Source organism: Aestuariivivens sp. NBU2969 (assembly GCF_019931125.1).
Classification (GTDB): Bacteria; Bacteroidota; Bacteroidia; order Flavobacteriales; family Flavobacteriaceae; genus Aestuariivivens; species Aestuariivivens marinum.
In genome coordinates this window covers 1-19,591 of sequence record NZ_JAIOUU010000025.1, presented here as the reverse complement: position 1 = coordinate 19,591, position 19,591 = coordinate 1, and the positions used below count along the sequence as shown (strand labels likewise).

The 19,591-nt window shown below is 33.7% G+C and carries 21 protein-coding genes; 12 read left to right on the top strand and 9 right to left on the bottom strand.

Translation table 11 applies throughout. The annotated features are described in order from the left end of the window. Position 1: 1 nt before the first annotated feature. The 3 genes from K7G79_RS13280 to K7G79_RS13270 form a co-directional block, all read right to left on the bottom strand. Positions 2-2,299 carry a type IA DNA topoisomerase gene (locus K7G79_RS13280; protein ID WP_223552084.1) on the bottom strand — a complete coding sequence of 766 codons (2,298 nt, stop codon included), beginning with the start codon at positions 2,297-2,299 and terminating at the stop codon, positions 2-4. A gap of 79 nt (positions 2,300-2,378) precedes the next feature. Then, on the bottom strand, positions 2,379-3,176 hold the full coding sequence (locus K7G79_RS13275; RefSeq protein ID WP_223552083.1) for a 1-acyl-sn-glycerol-3-phosphate acyltransferase: 798 nt from the start codon (positions 3,174-3,176) through the stop codon (positions 2,379-2,381). A gap of 182 nt (positions 3,177-3,358) precedes the next feature. Further along, positions 3,359-4,000 (bottom strand): CoA pyrophosphatase, encoded by a 642-nt coding sequence (locus tag K7G79_RS13270; protein ID WP_223552082.1) that lies wholly within the window; start codon positions 3,998-4,000, stop codon positions 3,359-3,361. Positions 4,001-4,004: 4 nt separating this feature from the next. Between K7G79_RS13270 and K7G79_RS13265 the strand changes: the two genes are divergently transcribed. Next, positions 4,005-4,718 (top strand): peptidylprolyl isomerase, encoded by a 714-nt coding sequence (locus tag K7G79_RS13265; RefSeq protein ID WP_223552081.1) that lies wholly within the window; start codon positions 4,005-4,007, stop codon positions 4,716-4,718. A gap of 59 nt (positions 4,719-4,777) precedes the next feature. Here the strand turns inward: K7G79_RS13265 and K7G79_RS13260 are convergent, their stop codons facing one another. Together K7G79_RS13260 and K7G79_RS13255 are read right to left on the bottom strand one after the other, a co-directional pair. Then, on the bottom strand, positions 4,778-5,377 hold the full coding sequence (locus K7G79_RS13260) for a trimeric intracellular cation channel family protein (RefSeq protein WP_223552080.1): 600 nt from the start codon (positions 5,375-5,377) through the stop codon (positions 4,778-4,780). Between the two features lie 84 nt (positions 5,378-5,461). Beyond that, positions 5,462-6,181, bottom strand: a complete 720-nt coding sequence (locus tag K7G79_RS13255; protein WP_223552079.1) for an RDD family protein — start codon at positions 6,179-6,181, stop codon at positions 5,462-5,464. A 24-nt stretch (positions 6,182-6,205) separates the two neighbouring features. Between K7G79_RS13255 and K7G79_RS13250 the strand changes: the two genes are divergently transcribed. From K7G79_RS13250 to K7G79_RS13220, 7 genes are all read left to right on the top strand, one after another. Then, positions 6,206-7,195: a stage II sporulation protein M gene (locus K7G79_RS13250; protein ID WP_223552078.1), complete on the top strand. Its 990-nt coding sequence runs from the start codon at positions 6,206-6,208 to the stop codon at positions 7,193-7,195. Continuing rightward, positions 7,192-7,917 (top strand): hypothetical protein, encoded by a 726-nt coding sequence (locus K7G79_RS13245; protein WP_223552077.1) that lies wholly within the window; start codon positions 7,192-7,194, stop codon positions 7,915-7,917. Before K7G79_RS13250 ends, K7G79_RS13245 begins: the two co-directional genes overlap by 4 nt. Further along, positions 7,917-9,122, top strand: coding sequence for a DUF4350 domain-containing protein (locus K7G79_RS13240; protein WP_223552076.1), 1,206 nt, complete (start codon positions 7,917-7,919; stop codon positions 9,120-9,122). Before K7G79_RS13245 ends, K7G79_RS13240 begins: the two co-directional genes overlap by 1 nt. A gap of 41 nt (positions 9,123-9,163) precedes the next feature. After that, positions 9,164-10,195: a MoxR family ATPase gene (locus K7G79_RS13235; protein ID WP_223552102.1), complete on the top strand. Its 1,032-nt coding sequence runs from the start codon at positions 9,164-9,166 to the stop codon at positions 10,193-10,195. A gap of 25 nt (positions 10,196-10,220) precedes the next feature. Further along, positions 10,221-10,580 carry a DUF805 domain-containing protein gene (locus K7G79_RS13230; RefSeq protein ID WP_223552075.1) on the top strand — a complete coding sequence of 120 codons (360 nt, stop codon included), beginning with the start codon at positions 10,221-10,223 and terminating at the stop codon, positions 10,578-10,580. Between the two features lie 26 nt (positions 10,581-10,606). Beyond that, positions 10,607-11,938 (top strand): DUF58 domain-containing protein, encoded by a 1,332-nt coding sequence (locus K7G79_RS13225; protein WP_223552074.1) that lies wholly within the window; start codon positions 10,607-10,609, stop codon positions 11,936-11,938. A gap of 611 nt (positions 11,939-12,549) precedes the next feature. After that, the gene (locus K7G79_RS13220) at positions 12,550-13,491 is read left to right on the top strand and encodes a hydrogen peroxide-inducible genes activator (protein ID WP_223552073.1); all 942 of its coding nucleotides are present in this window, start codon (positions 12,550-12,552) and stop codon (positions 13,489-13,491) included. Between the two features lie 25 nt (positions 13,492-13,516). On the opposite strand, the gene K7G79_RS13215 is transcribed toward K7G79_RS13220, so the two are convergent. The 3 genes from K7G79_RS13215 to K7G79_RS13205 form a co-directional block, all read right to left on the bottom strand. Beyond that, on the bottom strand, positions 13,517-13,714 hold the full coding sequence (locus tag K7G79_RS13215) for a hypothetical protein (RefSeq protein ID WP_223552072.1): 198 nt from the start codon (positions 13,712-13,714) through the stop codon (positions 13,517-13,519). Between the two features lie 126 nt (positions 13,715-13,840). After that, complete coding sequence (locus K7G79_RS13210) at positions 13,841-14,641, bottom strand: TIGR00266 family protein (protein WP_223552071.1); 801 nt, start codon at positions 14,639-14,641, stop codon at positions 13,841-13,843. A gap of 172 nt (positions 14,642-14,813) precedes the next feature. Then, positions 14,814-15,269, bottom strand: a complete 456-nt coding sequence (locus K7G79_RS13205; protein ID WP_223552070.1) for a DUF4442 domain-containing protein — start codon at positions 15,267-15,269, stop codon at positions 14,814-14,816. Between the two features lie 147 nt (positions 15,270-15,416). Between K7G79_RS13205 and K7G79_RS13200 the strand changes: the two genes are divergently transcribed. From K7G79_RS13200 to K7G79_RS13185, 4 genes are all read left to right on the top strand, one after another. After that, positions 15,417-15,863 (top strand): DUF4870 domain-containing protein, encoded by a 447-nt coding sequence (locus K7G79_RS13200; RefSeq protein ID WP_223552069.1) that lies wholly within the window; start codon positions 15,417-15,419, stop codon positions 15,861-15,863. Between the two features lie 79 nt (positions 15,864-15,942). Then, positions 15,943-16,284: a PadR family transcriptional regulator gene (locus tag K7G79_RS13195; RefSeq protein WP_223552068.1), complete on the top strand. Its 342-nt coding sequence runs from the start codon at positions 15,943-15,945 to the stop codon at positions 16,282-16,284. Continuing rightward, a complete protein-coding gene (locus K7G79_RS13190; protein ID WP_223552067.1) occupies positions 16,281-18,110 on the top strand; it encodes a PspC domain-containing protein in 1,830 nt (609 codons plus the stop codon). The genes K7G79_RS13195 and K7G79_RS13190 overlap by 4 nt, the downstream gene beginning before the upstream one ends. A 100-nt stretch (positions 18,111-18,210) precedes the next feature. Continuing rightward, positions 18,211-18,939 (top strand): head GIN domain-containing protein, encoded by a 729-nt coding sequence (locus K7G79_RS13185; RefSeq protein ID WP_223552066.1) that lies wholly within the window; start codon positions 18,211-18,213, stop codon positions 18,937-18,939. Between the two features lie 87 nt (positions 18,940-19,026). On the opposite strand, the gene K7G79_RS13180 is transcribed toward K7G79_RS13185, so the two are convergent. Beyond that, positions 19,027-19,428, bottom strand: coding sequence for a YceI family protein (locus K7G79_RS13180; RefSeq protein ID WP_223552065.1), 402 nt, complete (start codon positions 19,426-19,428; stop codon positions 19,027-19,029). Positions 19,429-19,591: the final 163 nt, after the last annotated feature.

The window sequence follows — 19,591 nt, the reverse complement described above, 5'->3', positions numbered from 1 at the left end:
TTTACAAACTATGTTTTAAAATATCGTACACAAGCTCACGAGTGGGCTTGCTACCATTCAACTTTGCTTTAACCGCCTCAAAAGTCAATTTAAAATCACATCCCGCTTTATAATCACTGCAACCGTAAGCCGTTTTACCTTTAATAATGTTGCCTTTATTACATTTGGGGCATTGGTTTTGTTCTTTAGAAACAATAGTTTTAGAAGGTTTTACTTTTGGCTCCAAAACAAGATTAAAACTTTCATCAAACCTCAATAAACCTTCAATCGTACCTGTTTTTGTTTTAAACCCTTTTAAGTTTACCGTACTTCCTTTTTGAAGCAGTCTTATATACTGTCTTTCCGAAATTTTTTTGTCATGGACTTTAAAAGGTAAGGTGAAACTACAACCTTGCTTATACACACTACAACCATAAGCCGTTTTGCCTTTTAATAGAGTTCCCTTATTGCATTTCGGACAAGTTTTAGACACAATACCAGCCTTTTCCTTTTGTATTGCCTTAGCCTTACGCTTTTCATCAGCAACTACATGTGATATGTTAGCGCGCTTGGTTTCACTCCTAACCTCATACACCAAGGCATCGACCATGCGCTTCATATTTTTTATAAACACCGACGCACTAAACTCCCCTTTTTCAATATCTTTTAGTTGCTTTTCCCAACGCCCTGTTAATTCTGCCGACTTTAATAAATCGTTTTGAATGGTATCAATCAACTGAATCCCTGTAACGGTAGGCAAAACCTGTTTTTTATTGCGCTTAATGTACTTACGCTTAAAAAGGGTTTCTATAATATTTGCTCGGGTTGAAGGACGTCCAATACCGTTTTCCTTCATTAAATCCCTTAGTTCTTCATCGTCCACTTGCTTCCCCGCCGTTTCCATAGCCCGAAGCAAAGATGCCTCAGTAAACTGATTGGGGGGCTTGGTTTCCTTTTCCAAAAATGAAGGCTCATGCGGCCCTTTTTCACCTTTAACAAATGTTGGCAACACATCGGGTTCCTTTTCTTTTTTATGGGGATGTTCAAACACAATACGCCATCCTTTGCTCAAAATCTCTTTTCCAGTGGTTTTAAAAGACACGTCTGAAGCCACCCCAATCACCGTTGTATTAGACACAGCACAATCGTCATAAAACGCCGCTATAAAACGTTTTACAATAATATCGTAGACTTTTTGATGATTGTTCTGCAAACCAATTTGTATTCCCGTTGGAATAATGGCATGGTGATCGGTTACTTTTTTATCATTAAAGACTTTCGTGGATTTCTTCAACTTTTTTCCCAATAACGGCTGTATTAAATTGGAACAGTTGGTCAGTTTTTGAAGAATGCCAAATACTTTAGGGTAAATATCACTAGGTAAAAATGTGGTATCTACCCTGGGGTAGGTCACCACTTTACGCTCATAAAGCTCCTGAACGATTTTTAAGGTGTCTTCTGCTGAAAATCCGAACTTAGTATTACAATACACCTGAAGCCCCGTTAAATCGAATAGTTTAGGCGCATATTCCTTGCCTTTTTTCTTGTCTACGGAAATGATTTCAAAATCACTCTCTTTTACCTTATTGGCTAATGCCTTGCCATCCTCTTTTTTAAAAAACCTTCCTTCTTCGTAAGCAAATAAAGTATCCCGATATACAGTTTGCAGTTCCCAATAGGGTTGTGGTTTAAAGTTTTCTATCTCTTTAAACCGGTTTACCACCATCGCCAAGGTTGGCGTTTGTACGCGACCAACCGACAACACTTGCTTGTAACCTCCATGTTTAATGGTATACAACCTCGTTGCATTAATGCCTAACAACCAGTCACCAATAGCTCGTGAAAACCCTGCATAATAAAGGTTATCATAATTTTTGGCGGATTTTAAATTTTCGAAGCCCTCTTTAATGGCCTCAGTAGTTAAAGATGAAATCCACAACCGCTTTACCTCGCCTTTGTAGTTAGCATCGTTCATCACCCAACGCTGTATGAGCTCTCCCTCCTGACCCGCATCACCACAATTAATGACCACATCAGCTTTGGCAAATAATTCCTTTATTATTTTGAACTGTTTTTGAATCCCAGAGTTAGCTACCACCTTAGTTTCAAACTTATCGGGGAGCATAGGGAGATTGTTTAAATCCCAGCTTTTCCAATAGGGTTTATAATCTACGGGTTCTTTAAGTGTACATAGGTGTCCGAAGGTGTAAGTTACAATATAGCCATTGCCCTCATAATAACCATCACACTTGGTATTGGCCCCCAATACAGCAGCAATTTCACGAGCAACACTTGGTTTTTCAGCAATACAGACTTTCAATGTTTGAATTAATAGGTTTAATTATTGGGGTTAAAGTTTTTATCGTCTATATTGTAATAAAAGTGCTATAAACAAACCCCTACCACTCCCGTAACTTATTCAGCGCTTCTTGTTCTTCCAATTCTCTTTGAGAAATGACTTTCAAGAAAGATGGGTGTTGCTCTATAGCGAATTCTATTTTTTTAACAATATCTTCGGTAGTTTCATTCTCATAGTTAATCTCCAAAGGTGTTTTTATCTCCATGGACTGTAGAATGTTTTTCTTTTTAATACGAAGTCCTTTTTTATCAAATGAACGCCTAAAACCATCAATAACAATAGGCACTACAACTGGTTTGTAACGTTTAATAATATGGGCAGTCCCCTTTCGAATAGGCTTAAACGGTGTGGTTGTGCCCTGTGGAAAGGTAATAACCCAACCATCATCTAACGCCTTTCCAATATTGGAAATGTCACTCATTTTCACCTGTCGATTCACCTCTTTACCTTCAGCACGCCATGTGCGCTCTATACTCACCGAACCTACATAAGCCAAAATTTTAGGCAACAAACCAGCCTTCATGGTTTCTTTAGCCGCTACGTAGTAGATGTTGAGTTTAGGGTCCCACAAGTAGCCCACATTTTTAATAGAATCTACACGACCGCTTAAACTAGCATTAAAGACATGGAACATGGCCACAACATCGGCAAAATAGGTTTGGTGATTGGATATAAACAGTACATTTTTATCGGGTAAATCCTTTATAATCTCCGAACCTTCAATCTGCAATTCATTAAATCCGCGAAAACGTCTGTGGGTCATCACACCCAAAATGCGGATGATCCATTTTTTCACAAGGAGTATATGCCCAAATGGATTTCTTTTAAACAGCCCCATAAATCATGATTCTATATTTGGTTAGTTGCCACAAAAGTACATGAATTTTTTTATTTGAAAATTCACAAAAAACCAAATGAAAAAATTTTGTGCACTAATAAATTTGGTATTAAAATGAAACCAAACTTTGTGGTTCTTACGCAAAATTTAATTTCAACAAAAGAAAAGTACTAAACCAAAAACTATACAATCTGTCTAATAAGATCTTTAATCTCGCTTAACATCATGGCTGTGGCTCCCCAAACCACATGACCATTCAATAAAAATGCTGGTACTTCAACCGCAACACTATAAGATGTTCTTACTTTTCTGGTGATCAACATATTATCGTCCAAAAAATCTTGCAAGTCAACCTCAATAACCGCCTGTACCTCATCTTCCTGTATTTTAAAAACTGGAGGATGATTTACAATTCCCAAAAATGGGGAAACATAAAAATTACTTGGTGGTATATAAACTTGGGATAATTCACGCAAAATTTCAATATCATGGATTGGAACTCCAATTTCCTCAAAAGTCTCTCTTACAGCGGTATACTGCAACGATTCGTCCTGAGGTTCCAGTTTCCCCCCTGGGAAACCAATTTGCGCAGAATGCACCCCAGTATAAGTGTTTCTCAATATTAGAACAAATTTGGTCCACTTATGCTTATCTGGATAAAATAATGCAACTACGCCCGCATGTTTGGCATGTTTTATAGCCTCTTTCTGTAATTTTAGAAGTTCCCGCCTAAACGGTGGTACCATTTTAAAATGTGACGACTCGGCTGGTAGCGGTATATTTTTTATTTTTGAAAGCGATTTTAAAAATTCATCAAATTTCATCTACATGCGTCTTGCTTTATTAATCTGTTCTTGTCTTTTAATTCTGAATTGTGAAGATAAACAATCTAAAAAAAATACGAAACCACAATCTCCTTCTGCTAAAACAGAACAAAGTAATGAAAAAATAACCACCTATGAACCCGATAGTAAATCCAAGGGCAGTCTTCCGAAATTAGATACAAAAAATGCTATGGAATTCTTCTTACATTATGAAGAAGAACATAAAGAAAACAAAGTGCGGATGACCACTGATTTTGGGGTTATTGACATTTTATTGTTTGAAGAGACCAAATTCCACCGTGCCAACTTTATCTTTTTAACCAAGCAAAAATATTTTAATGGCACACAATTTTACAGAGTTATCGATAATTTTATGGTTCAAGCTGGTAATAGCGATGATAAAAAGACAGCCAGAAAGCGTAAAAGGATTGGCCGATACTTGCTTCCTAAAGATACTAATAGAGGATTTAAACATGATAGAGGAGTTATTTCCATGCCTAGTAGTGAAATAGACAACCCCCATAAACTAGCCTCGCCTTACGAGTTTTTTATTGTACAACAACAGGGTGGTGCACATTATTTAGATGGCGATTATACGATTTTTGGCAAGGTAATTAACGGTATGGATGTGGTTGACAAAATAGCCGCGGTTGATACTGACGAAGCCGATTGGCCGCTTAAGAATATTTATATTAAAAACGTAGAGATCATTGAGTAGTGTTTAGTTTCAGTTGGCAGTCTTAAAAGATAAAAACCCTAAAATTTGAGCTTTAAACCTCATTTATAAATAGAGGGCAAGGCAATTTTAAATTTAACTGCAAGTAACCTAACTGTAATAACCACAATACCTGAAATCACAAAAACAAGATTACTACCAATAGGAAGCTCCCGTAACAAAAAATAAGTGAGCCCTCCCAAAATACAGGCTGTTGCATAAATTTCCTTTCTAAAAATAACGGGTATTTCATTGCATAAAATATCCCGAATAACACCTCCAAAACTGGCTGTCATAGTTCCCAGAGCAATACATATAATAGGGTGCAAACCTATATTTACTCCTTTTTCTATACCAACTACCGTATACAACCCAATACCAATGGTATCAAATAAAAACAATGAGGTTCGCAAGTAATTAATCTTACTCCTAAAAACAATAGCAAATACTGCTGAAACCATAATGACATAGGTAAAGGTCATATCTTTCATCCAACTCACAGGCGTTGCACCAATTAGCAAATCGCGTAATGTCCCCCCACCAACAGCCGTAACAAACGCTATAATTAAAATGCCAAACAAGTCCATTTTCTTATTAATAGCCACTAGTACCCCTGAAATGGCAAAGGCTATAGTTCCTAAAATATCTATGGCGTAGAACATATGTTTTTATTTTTATGAGATCCCGAGATAAACCAGGGATAAGTAATTAACATTGTTTTTGTTACTCAAAAAGTGGTTCCCTGCTTACATACTTTGGGTGTAATAATTATAATCTTTTAAGATAACATCAATAAATTCAATATCGGTTTTTTGCTTAATGTCTTTTATATCTACAACCTCTACAAGTTTATTCCTCAATTTTATAAGCGTTGAATAATCTTTTGCCAGCTTAGCAGCCGTAAACGTATCCTTAATAATTCGCGCATCGTTATCACTTAATTTAATCACATTAGGATAAGTGGGCACATAATCTACTTTTAATTCTTCCAAAATGGTATGACTAATGTTTACTTTATCCCTCAAAGCTATAACTGCCGTTCCTGCCGCCATGTCTCCTAAACGCTGTTTTTTTTTATTGAATAGCATTACAAAAAAACCAATGCCAAATATATAAATATCTACAATTCTAAAAATCCAGCGTATTACATAATCAGCCAAGGACGCCTGGTAACCATCTATTTTAACCACACGTATCTTTAAGGCTCTTTTGCCAATAGTTTGCCCATCCAAAAGTGATTCCAATAACAGTGTATAAAACATAACCGGAAAGCTCAAGACCGTATTTATGGCTATTTGCGACCATTCATCCATGTTCTCAAAAAAACCAAAAGTCCAATTTAAAACGAGCACATAGCCAATTTTAATGGCGGTATCAATTACAAAGGCCAACAGACGTTCTCCAGCCCCTGCAGCAGTAAACAGAATTTTTACATTTTGGGTCGTGTTAATTTGTAACTCTGACATTTTATATTTTAATTTATCAAATATATGAGGGAAGTTTCATTCATCAAGCAAAATAAGGAAAAATGGTTAAGTTTTGAAAAGGCCATTTTTAATAGTGACTTTAAAGATCCCGACGAGTTAGCTTCGCAATACATACATTTAATAAACGATTTGGCTTATGCCCAAACCTTTTACCCTAAAAGTAGAGTTATCGATTATTTAAATCAGTTAGCCTCAAAAGCTTTTCAAAAAATTTACAAAACCAAACGTGAAAACACCAATCGTTTTGTTGCTTTTTGGAAAACCGAAGTCCCTATTATTTGTTATGAATACCGAAAATTTATTTACATCACATTCGTTATATTTTTTGCATTCACGTTTATAGGTGCTATTTCTGCAGCTAATGATGGTGAATTTGTCCGCTCCATTTTAGGTGATGACTATGTAAACATGTCCATGGAAAATATTGAAAAAGGAGACCCTGTTGCAGTATATAAAAGCGGAAGCAATTGGGGCAGCTTTATTGGTATTACCATTAACAACCTTCGTGTTGGTATCATCGCATTTATATTAGGTGTCTTTGGTGGTATTGGCACATTGTATATAATGTTCAATAATTGCATTATGCTAGGATCCTTTCAGTATTTCTTTTATGAAAAAGGCGTATTTTGGGAAAGTGTACGTGGCATTTGGATACACGGATCTATGGAAATTTTCGCTATCGTCATTGAATGTGCCGCTGGTTTGATTTTAGGTGCCAGCATTTTATTTCCCGGAACACATTCTAGATATGTTTCCTTTAAGCAAGGTGCTAAAACAGGCGTTAAAATTCTAATAAGCACGTTTCCTTTTACGTTTTCAGCAGGGTTTTTAGAAGGCTTTATCACTAGGTATTCCAACATCATGCCGCATTGGCTATCGGTTGGTATCATTTTAATTACTTTGGCTATAATTAGTTATTACTATTTGGTCTATCCGTTTAAGATTCAAAAGAAAATTACCAAAATGCCCATTTTAAGATCTCAGACGGCTTGAAAACAATTAGATTATATCGTTTTATTTTATTGTTTTTAGTGTCTTTGTTTCACTTTAACGCTTTTGGTTCCATTACTTTTCAAGAGCCTGAACTAATTAGAAGTTTTGACACTAAATTTAAAGAACGTTATTCCAGTAGAAAATATAATTACGAAGGCAAAAAAGTGGTTATCCAAACCCCGCCTAGTTCAGGTAATTATGAGGACTATAAAAATGGAAAACCCAATATTAAAGAACTTAATAACGACAATTACTTTTCAATAAACATAGGGCCACTTAACTGGCTTTTTTATCTAGCTCTAATTCTTGCAGTATTTTACCTAGTCTATATTTTATTGAATGAAGCCGGTACTGGATTATTTTCAAGAGGGCGACATAAAAAAATCAATCATCATGAAACTATAACGGCTGAAAATATTGAAAATGCCGATATCGAAACCTTAATAATACATGCAGAAAACAATAACGATTTTAGGTTGGCCATTCGGTATTATTATTTACTAGTATTAAAAACACTAAGCCTAAAAAACCACATAAAATTTGAAGATGATAAAACCAATGCCGATTATTTGAACGAAATTAGTGAGAAACCGTTCAGCAACATTTTTGCTTATACCTCCTATCTTTATAGCTATATTTGGTATGGCAAATTTCCTTTAAATCATACCGATTACGATAAAGCAAAACACAATTTTGTAACCTTATTAAACCAAATGGAATAATGAACAAAGTAATCCCCATAGGTCTTATCATTGCTGGTTTAATTGTTGTCATTGCCTTTACCCTTGGTATTAAATCCACACGTACTATTGATTGGGAAGAATCGTTTAACGAAAAAAGCAATAAACCTTATGGGGTAAGTGTGTTTTATAAAGAATTGCCCAAACTTTTTAAAAATCAAAAAATTAGAACGGTATATCATCAACCTGCTAGTTATTTAACAGCAAATAGGGAAGATGGCTATGGTGACCATGTCGCCGAAGGTAGTTTCATAATTATAGGAAACTCTGATTATCTGGAAGATGATTCGGTTGACGAACTTCTTAATTTTGTTGGTGCTGGTAATACGCTTTTTATTTCAGATTATTATTTCTCACAAAAAATACACGACACACTAGATATTTCTGTTAAATATATTAAAAACACAAAAGATAGCATCTCATATCATTACTTTAAACATATAGATATTGATACAGTTAATATAGATAAAAATGAAGGTATTAATTATTTCTCCAGTTTCGACTCCATTAACTACAGTATTTTAGGCCATACAAAAATAGATTCCAGTCTTGTAAATTTTATTGAAATCCCTTTTGGTAAAGGAAAAATCTATTTGCATACCGAACCTAAAGCATTTACCAATTACAATCTTTTAAAAGAAGACCGTTACAAATATGTTGAAGGGTTAATTTCCTATTTACCAGAAAACAATATTTATTTTGATTCGTATACTAAAATACAAACGGGTTATAATGGTGATGTTGAAAAAGAATCGAATCTTAGTTGGTTTCTAGAACAGCTCTCCTTTAAATGGGCTTGGTACATGGCATTGATTTTTGGATTACTATTTATAATTTTTAATGCTAAACGTAGACAACGTATTATTAAAACCATTAAACCGCTACAAAATACAACGATAGATTTTGTAAAGACTATATCTAATCTATATTACGAAACCCAAGACCACAAAAACCTGATTGATAAAAAAATAACTTATTTTCTAGAACGCCTAAGAGTTGATTTTAATATGGATACAACAACTTTAGACAATAATTTTATAAAGAAGTTGGCCCTGAAAACCGGAAAGAAAAAAGACGACATCAAAAAACTTATAAATTACATAAATTGGTTACGTACAAAAAATGAGTATTTTGAGATTAACCTCATGCAATTAAACAGGCTTATTGAAGCTTTTTACTTAAAATAACTATGGACGAAATTAAAGAAGAACAAAACCACCAAGACTTTATGCCAAAACCTGAAAGTACCTCATCGTCAATAGACCATAGTACCCTTGTAAACAACAACGATTTACAATTTAAAAGTCGGTTGGATTTAACTGAACTGCAAACCAGTATTCAAAAAATAAAGCAGGAATTGGGTAAAGTAATCGTGGGACAAAATGATATGGTCGACATGCTCATTGCCTCGCTTTTAGCCAAAGGGCATTCACTTATAGAAGGTGTACCTGGTGTTGCCAAAACCATTACGGCAAAATTATTGGCAAAATCCTTGAATGTTGATTTTAGTAGAATTCAATTTACTCCAGATTTAATGCCCAGTGATATTTTGGGGACATCGGTTTTTAATTTAAAGGATTCAGATTTTGAGTTTAAAAAAGGCCCTATTTTTTCCAACATGGTTTTAATTGATGAAATAAACCGAGCTCCTGCTAAAACACAAGCCGCTTTATTTGAAGTTATGGAAGAGAATCAAATAACCATTGATGGACAGAAATTTAAAATAGACCTTCCTTTTATGGTTTTAGCCACCCAGAACCCCGTAGAGCAGGAAGGCACCTATAGACTTCCCGAAGCCCAATTGGATCGTTTCTTGTTCAAAATAGATGTAGACTATCCCAATTTAGATGAAGAAATCGAAATTTTAGTTAGGGAGCACCAGCTAAAGGACTTAGAAAAAACAGATACAATTTCTCCATTTTTAAAGGCCAAACAAATTTTGGAATACCAAAATCTAGTGGCACAAATTATTATAGAAGAACATTTGCTAAAATACATTGCCGAACTTATTGTGGCTACACGTAACAACCCCTTTTTATATTTAGGAGCATCACCAAGGGCTTCCATTGCCATTTTAAAGGCCAGCAAGGCCTTCGCTGCAATGGGTGGACGTGATTTTGTAACTCCAGAAGATATTAAACGCGCCGCTATTCCAGTATTGCAACACCGTGTTATTGTAACTCCAGAACGTGAAATGGAAGGCCTAACCAGTAAGCAAATAATTAAACATATCATTGAAACAGTTGAGATACCGAGATAACATTAACCTAAAAATAAAGTAAATTATGTTTAAAAACCCTTTTTCATTTAACGGCAGAATCAGAAGATTAGAATACGGATTGAGTTATTTAATCTATTTAATTGTATATATTGGAGTTGCTGGCCTGATAGCTAGTTTGGGCGACTCTTTTTCCTTACTCATTTTTATTATTTGGATACCACTACTTTGGTTTTTACTGGCACAAGGCTCTAAACGCTGCCATGATAGAGGTAATAGTGGGTGGTATCAAGTTATACCTTTTTACGGATTATGGATGCTATTTGCCAACAGTGATTATGGTCCAAATGAATATGGACCTAATCCAAAAGGCAAAGGCAATAACGAGGATATAAACTACATTGGTAAAACCATTGATTATGAATAGCCTTAATAACTATTAAACTAATAACATTGAAACTATTTAAACCATTTTACATACAACCCCGTTTTTTTTATACTGGCATTGGTATCGTGGTTTTATTTAGTTTAAGTTATTTTGTTCCTTTATTATTCAACATAGCACAAGTTTCAATTCTAGTACTTTTGGTTCTTTTCATTCTAGATGTTATTATTTTATTTATTGGCAATCAAAAGATTAGAGCCCAAAGATTACTCCCTGATAAGTTTTCAAATGGCGATAATAATGCGGTGAGTATAACCATCACCAACAATTACCTTTTCAAAATTTATCTGGAAGTCATTGACGAAATTCCGGAACAGTTTCAAGTACGGGATTTTAAGATAAAAAAAGCCATAAGCTCCGGAAAAACAAAAACTATTAAATACATTTTAAAACCCACCAAGCGTGGCGAATACCATTTTGGACAATTAAATATCTACGCAGCTTCCATACTAAATTTAGCAACCAAAAGATTTACTTTCGACGGAGGTACCATGGTACCCACTTATCCAAGTTTTAAACAGCTTAGAAAGTTTGAACTATTAAACATTAACAAAAATGCCATGGAACAAGGCATTAAAAAAATACGTCGATTGGGACACACTATGGAATTTGAACAGATTAAAGATTATGTTTTGGGTGACGATTTAAGGACCATCAACTGGAAAGCGACCGCCAAGCGTAATCAGCTTATGGTTAATCAGTTTCAAGATGAGCGGTCGCAGCCTGTTTATTCCATTATCGACAAAGGTCGCGTTATGCAAATGCCCTTTAATGGTTTAACATTATTGGATTATGCCATAAATGCCACTCTAGTTATTAGCAATGTGGTATTAAAAAAACAAGATAAAGCGGGTATTATTGCCTTTTCAAAAAAAGTAGAAAATCGTATAGTGGCTAAACGAAGGTCATCCCAAATGCAATTGATATTACATGGACTGTACAATATTAATACTGATTTTTTTGAAAGTGATTTTGGACGATTATATGCCGATGTAAAACGAAACATACAGCATCGTAGCCTTATTTTACTTTACACCAATTTTGAGACTTTAGATGGTTTACACCGACAGCTGACCTACTTAAAGGGTATTTCAAAAAACCATTTTTTGGTGGTAATTTTCTTTAAAAATACAGAATTAAGTAAGCTCATAAAAGAAAAAGCAGAAACGGTACAAGAAATTTATGATAAGGTTATTGCTGAAAAATTTGCCTTTGAAAAGCGTTTAATTGTGAATGAGTTAAAAAAATATGGCATCCATTCCATCTTAACAACTCCTGAGGCTTTGACCATAGATACGATCAACAAATACCTTGAAATTAAGGCCAGAGGTTTATTATAAAAAAATCAATGAACCCTGGCTAATGAACTTTCAAACTAAAAATTAACAAACTAAATGGTTTAACAGAACCAAACTTTCATAATCAAAACCGTCTTTTTTATTCTTAAATAAAATCAATCAACATAGAATTCATGTTTTCATTATTGACATTACCAGTCTTATTTAAAATATGCCTTTCAATCTTTAAAAGCACATAAGTAAATACACAATAAGACACACTGCCTTTTCGTTTTATGATTTGTTTTTACCAGTAAGCGCATTACCTTTTACAATATAACCCTAAAACCTATACAATAACGTTTTGGTAAAAGTCATTACACTTTATAAAATCCTATCCATTTAATATTGACTATATAAATGAAAATTAAAAAGCGTTTGCTTTAATATTTCAATCAATACCTGGTAAGTTTAGACAGTATATTTGAAAATAGGCCTGAAAATGATATAAATCTATTTGTAAAGTTATTGTTTATTGGTTTGTAAGCCTAAATTATTTAAAAGTATCACTACAATATTTTTACATATTCAACATATTTAATTTATAACAAATATCTGTTTTAATAAATTTTATTGATAGTTTTTATATCTTTATAGTCTAATATATAATAAATATGACTATCACTCAATTATACTACGTTTTAGCTGTTGCTGAGAACCAAAATTTCACCAAGGCAGCTGAAAAATGTTTTGTAACGCAACCCACTTTAAGCATGCAAATACAAAAACTTGAGGACCAATTGGACGTTCAAATTTTTGATCGTAGTAAAAAACCAATTGAGCTGACCGAAGTTGGAAAAAAAATTGTGACACAAGCAAGAAACATTGTTAATGAATCCTATAGAATTCAGGATATTGTAGACCAACAAAAGGGATTTATAGGCGGTGAGTTTAAACTAGGTATCATACCAACAGTTATGCCTACCTTGCTACCCATGTTCTTAAAAAACTTCATAAAAAAACATCCTAAAGTCAAACTTAAAATTGAAGAGCTTACCACCGAGGAAATCATCAATAAAATCAAGGAAGGCCATTTAGATGCTGCTATTGCTGCAACACCGTTAGAAGAGGAAGATATTAAGGAACGAGTACTTTACTTTGAACCTTTTGTTAGTTATATTCCAAGAAACCACAGACTTCATGTGAACAATAAAATTAATATTGAAGATTTAGATATAAATGATATGTTGTTATTAGAAGATGGTCATTGTTTTCGGGATGGCGTTATTAATCTTTGCAAAATTTTCAAAGACAATCCAGACGATAAATTTCAGTTAGAGAGCGGAAGTATAGAAACACTTGTTAAGCTCTCCAATGAAGGTTTAGGTATGACCTTGCTCCCTTATTTACACACTTTGGATCTTAATGAAAAAGACATTGAAAACATACATTACTTTAATGAACCACCACCTGCAAGGGAGGTAAGTCTCATTTATCATAAAAGTGAACTAAAAATGCAAATCATTGAAGCGCTTCAAGATGTAATATCAGGTATTATAAGAGGAGCTATAGCGTTTCAAAATGTAAAAATCATTAGTCCTTTATCTAAAAACTAAAAAAGCGATCTTAGATCGCTTTTTATTATGATTTTAAATAAATTAAACATTGATTTAATTCTGGGTTTTGCTGTACAAGAGACTGAATAAAAACTTTGAGTTCTTCAATCTCATAAGGCAACAAACGTGTTAAGGCCTTTTGTACCTCTTTGCAAAACAATGTAACATCAAAACTGACCTTTTTTAGAACAGTTTTCGTATACTCTAGCATTGCTCTTGCCATAATTAATATTAAGGTGTTTGGTTTGAAAAAAGTAAAGGTATATTATAGGCAGCAAGTTTTATAATTTAACATCTAAATTTAACAAAAAATTGCAAATTACTATCTAAATTTAAAAATTTTAACAATTTAAAATCGGTTATCCCCATCAAGTAAATTGCCTAACCCTCCCAAAATACTGCCTTCTCCTTTATCCTTACCACCTACTCTTGGCGCAGAAGCTAAAACCCTTCCCGCTAACCTACTAAAAGGTAACGATTGAATATATACTGTTCCGGGACCTTGCAATTTGGCAAAAAATAGACCTTCTCCCCCAAAGATGGTATTTTTAATCCCTCCTACAAATTCAATATCATAATCTACATCTTGGGTAAAACCAACTATGCACCCGGTATCTACACGCAAGGTTTCACCAGCATGCAATATTTTTTTTGCCATAGTGCCTCCAGCGTGTACAAATGCCATGCCATCGCCTTCCAATTTTTGCATAATAAAGCCTTCGCCTCCAAAAAGTCCCCTTCCTAATCGTTTTGAAAATTCGACACCTATACTAACACCTTTTGCAGCACATAAAAAAGCATCCTTTTGGCAAATAAATTTACCTCCATAATGGGTAAGATCAATGGGGATTATTTTACCTGGGTATGGTGACGCAAAAGAAACATTTCGCTTACCACTTAATGTATTATAAAATGCCGTCATGAATAGACTTTCGCCAGTTAATATACGCTTCCCAGCTCCCAAAATCTTACCAAGAAAACCTGAATCCTTTTGTGAACCATCACCAAAAATAGTTTCCATTTTTATACCATCATCCATCATCATGAAACTACCGGCTTCAGCTATAACACCTTCTTGTGGATCCAGTACAATCTCTACATATTGCATTTCTTCACCGTAAATTCTATAATCTATTTCGTGTGCTGTCATTTTATAATAAGTTTAGGTTTTTAAATGTTTAATTGTTTATGAGTTGATTTATTTTATGTTTTGTTACAAATTACTTTTATTAAAGACTATTGTTTTTAGAATTTGAATTTTATTGCCACCATCTTTCTTCACCAACCAGTTATTCCAACCTTTAACTCCATAAATCCAATTTCTACCCTTTTACTTTCACACTCCATTGAAAATTAAAGGTTGAAACCACATCACCCCGTTCATCTTTACCTATGGATTGCATCCAAAGGGTTTGTCCTTCTCCTGTTTCAATGGCCTTACTTAAAGTTATATCAACCAAGTTTCCATCATTACAGGAAAAGGTAATTTTGCCAATTGCTTTTTTTGTAAAGGTTGCCTTGTTGGAAATCACCAACATTGAAATACGCTTATCTGAATTTTTAATTTTGCTCATGATTAAAGCTCCTGTAGAAAATTCAGCAGCCATACCTTGCACTGCCCAAAACATTGATTTAAAAGGATTTTGGTTAATCCATGTATATCTAACGTTTACTACACATTTAGCTGCATCAATATATCTAGTCCTGACTCCACATAAATATGCTGAAGGTAATTTTAGAGCAGTAAAAACATTAAGTTTATTTGGTGTTATGTGCATAATACAACATTTATATTGCTCACTAAATTATAAAATATATACATTGAATCAAATGTTAATATTTTGTTAAAATTAAGTACTTTGTATTGCATAATACCTTTTTTTAGATATATATTTGCATAAGATATTATTATATGTTTTTAAATCATGTTAGATAAACACCAAAAAACCATCGCAACGTTTATACATTTATCAACCTTTAGTAGGTTTATTTTCCCTTTTGGGAATTTTATAGGTCCTTTGGTTCTATGGATTGCTAATAAGGATAAATCAGAATTCGTAGACAAACATGGTAAACAGGCATTAAACTTTCAGATGAGCATTTTACTTTACGCCATTATTATAGGAACCATAACCATTCCATTTTTTATCTTTAAAATTTTAGGTGGACTGGATTTTATAGACTTTAATGGATTCCACAATTTTCATATTAACATTGGAAAACCTTCACCCTTACTTTACATTGGTGGTGGTTTGGGTATATTAATGATTATTGCCTTTATTGTTGAACTGGCCCTTATAGTTAAAGCAAGTCTAAATGCTAGGGACGGTAAATTATATAATTACCCTTTAACCATTAATTTTTTAAAATAAACATTTCAAAACACAATATTAATCATCAATTATCAATCAAAAAAATGAACAGTTTCACCATATTTAAATGCTTTAGAACATGAAGATAGAAAACACAAAAGCACAAATGCGCAAAGGAGTCCTGGAGTTCTGCATACTTTCGGTCTTAAAAGACGAGGATGCTTATGTCGCAGAGATTTTAGATACCTTAAAAGACGCTAAGTTGCTCGTTGTAGAAGGCACCATTTACCCCCTACTTACGCGACTTAAAAACGCAGGCCTTTTAAACTACAGATGGGAAGAATCCACATCTGGACCTCCAAGAAAATATTATGGGTTAACCGAAACAGGTAAGCTCTTTTTAAAAGAATTAAATAATACTTGGAATGAATTACAAAACGCAGTGAATATAGTAACAAGCCAAAAAACAACAAAAAAATGAATAAAACAGTCAACATAAATTTAGCAGGTATATTTTTTCATATCGATGAAGATGCTTACTTAAAATTACAACGCTATCTTGAGGCTATAAAACGTTCATTTACAGATTCTCAAGGACGCTCTGAAATTATTGCAGACATTGAAGCACGTATTGCCGAACTTTTTAACGAGCGAGTACAACATGATAAGCAAGTTATACGTATAAAAGAAGTAGATGAGATTATCGCCATTATGGGGCAGCCTGAAGACTACTTAGTTGATGACGAAATTTTTGAAGACGAACCAAAAACCTCATATAAAAGTTCCTCGTCACCTTCTAAAAAGTTGTTCAGGGATACCGACAACTCTTATATAAGTGGTGTGTCTTCTGGGTTAGGTCACTATTTGGGTATTGATGCCGTATGGATTAGATTGCTATGGATTATTTTAACTATTGGTTCTGGAGGTACCTTTATATTTATATACATCTTATTTTGGGTTTTAGTTCCTGAAGCCAAAACCACTGCAGAAAAATTAATGATGACCGGAGAGCCCGTTAACATTAGTAACATTGAAAAAAAAATAAAGGACGGCTTTGACAATGTGTCGGATACTGTAAGTGATGTTGCTAAAAATGTATCTGAGACCGTTAGCGATGTTGCGAAAAATGTATCAGATGTCGCCAAAAATGTTAATGTAAAAAAACAAGCAAACTCCATTAAGTCGTCATCAAAAACATTTTTTGATACTATTGGAGACATCATCTTATTTTTCTTTAACATATTTGCCAAATTTGTTGGTATCTTGTTAATGTTTATTGGCGCAGTTACACTAATAGCATTAATAATTAGCTTATTTTCTGTGGGAGTAGTCAATATTCTAAATATTCCTGGTATTGAATATGCAAATATTGTTAACGCGGCCAACACTCCTATTTGGTTAATCTCTTTATTAACTTTTTTTGCTGTTGGTATTCCATTTTTCTTTGTGTTCTACCTTGGCCTTAAAATATTGATAAACAATTTAAAATCCATTGGCAAGATTGCAAAGTTTACTCTATTGGGAGCATGGTTAATTTCTATCATTATGCTTACTGTTTTTGGGGTAAGGGAAGCTAGCGAACATGCTTTTGACGAACGGGTTGTGGAAAAGATAGAACTCAACATCACTACAAACGATACGCTTAATTTAAAAATGGCGAATAACGACCTTTATAAAAACACGAGATACCGTAGTAACTCCTTTAAAGTTGCCCATAATGAAAAAGGAGAGAAAATAATCTATTCTTCTGATGTGGCCATTATTGTTAAATCTACAACCGATTCTTTAGCAACATTAAGCATAGAAAAAAGTGCTGATGGTAGAAGTTTTGAAAAAGCCATGGAACGTGCAAGAAATATAAACTATAATTATGTATTTGATGATAAAACCTTGATTTTAGATTCTTACTTTACCACCTCACCTGAAAACAAGTATAGTGATCAAGAAATTCATCTAACACTTTATCTTCCAGAGGGATCTATACTCAAGTGCCATTCCAACTCAAATTCGTTTTTTTACAGTAGAAACTACTATGGGTCCATTGTATCTCATAATAATGCTAACCATTATTTAAAAATACTTGACGATAAGGTGGAGTGCTTAGACTGTCCCGAAGAAGAAAAATTTAAAGTAGATGTAGACATTAAGGATGGCGATTCCAGCGTAAAAATAAACAAAGAAGGTGTTGAAGTAAAAGCCGATAGTTCTAGTTTAACCATTAAACGAAAGAGCATAAAAGGCATTACAGAATCCGTTAACGTTAGCTTAGATAGTACTGGACTATCTGTGAAATCGACCAATAATTAACAGTTTAGCAACTAAAAAAACAAATCTTTAAATTATAATTAGTAACTAAATAAATTTCATCAAATCTTTAATCAAAATAATCATACAAAAACGAACAGTTATGACAACTTTAATCAAAATCATTGTAACAACCCTTCTCAGTTTATCCCTTTTTTCCTGTAATTTTGATATCAATTTAAATTCTGGAGTTCGTGGCAATGGTAATGTAGTTACCGAAGAACGTACAACTAGCTCCAACTTTTCAATCATTAAAGCAACCGAAGGCTTGGAAGTGCTTTTAACCCAAAACGATAATGAAAGCATTATTGTTGAAGCCGATGCGAATCTTCACAACCTTATCTTAACAGAAATTGAGGATGATGTTCTAAAAATTCACACCAAAAAAAACATTGGAAAATGTAAAGCAAAAAAAGTTTTGGTCAACTTTAAGGATGTCTCAAAAATAATTGCCACAAGCGGTAGTAATGTCTATACTACCAAAACCATAGATGTTGAAATGTTAGATTTAAAAACCACAAGTGGTAGTGATATGACCGTGGCGGTCAATGCCAGAACATTACATTGCGAATCAACTAGTGGAAGTGATTTAAAACTGTCTGGAAAAACTGATCTCTTAATAGCAGAAGCTAACAGCGGTAGTGATATTAAAGCTGGTGAGTTAATCGCTCAATCCAGTAAAGTAAAAGCTACAAGTGGTGCAGATATAACCATAAACACGGCCAAGGAACTTATTGCTAGTGCTACAAGCGGTGGCGATGTAAAATATTATGGAAACCCTGAAAAAGTGACTAAAAACAATAGTGTTTCAGGAAGCATTAAAAACAAATAAACAATCAAAAGAATTACCCGCCAATTATAACATAAAAGGTCTCCATACAAATGAAGACCTTTTATGTTTTAAAATTATTTATTTAAATCAACTCTCCTTAACCGCCAATTGGAAATAAATTTTTATAATATCATGAACCGTAATAAGTCCAAAAAAAATTTTTGGTGGTTTTAAATCGTAATCAGACATACTTATAGGCAAAACTCCTGTTATGAGCATACCTCTATCTTTCTTAAACTTTACAGGTATCTTATGGTTTTTAGAGACTCCTGCAATCTCAATGTCTATGGAAGCCAGGACATCATCGGTTTGTTCCTCCAAATCATTAATATCATTTAAAAACAAAGTGATTTGTGGATACATTTTAGATTTTAATATTTTTCTAAAATCACTATTAATAACTATACCTCCGCAATCAAAGCAATCATTATCCAAAACCAAGGCTGTTTTATCAAAAACCAATCTAGTGCCCACTTTCTTGTAAAGCACTTGAACAGGATTTTTAAGTTTAAGAACATCAAAGCCACAAGTAAATGTATTTACATTCGTTGTACCTCTAACTGACCCGTCCTGAATAAAGGCTACATAATTTTAAACATTATGTACAAAAATGACAAAGTTATCAGACGGTATTCAGAACCTTTTAAACTGA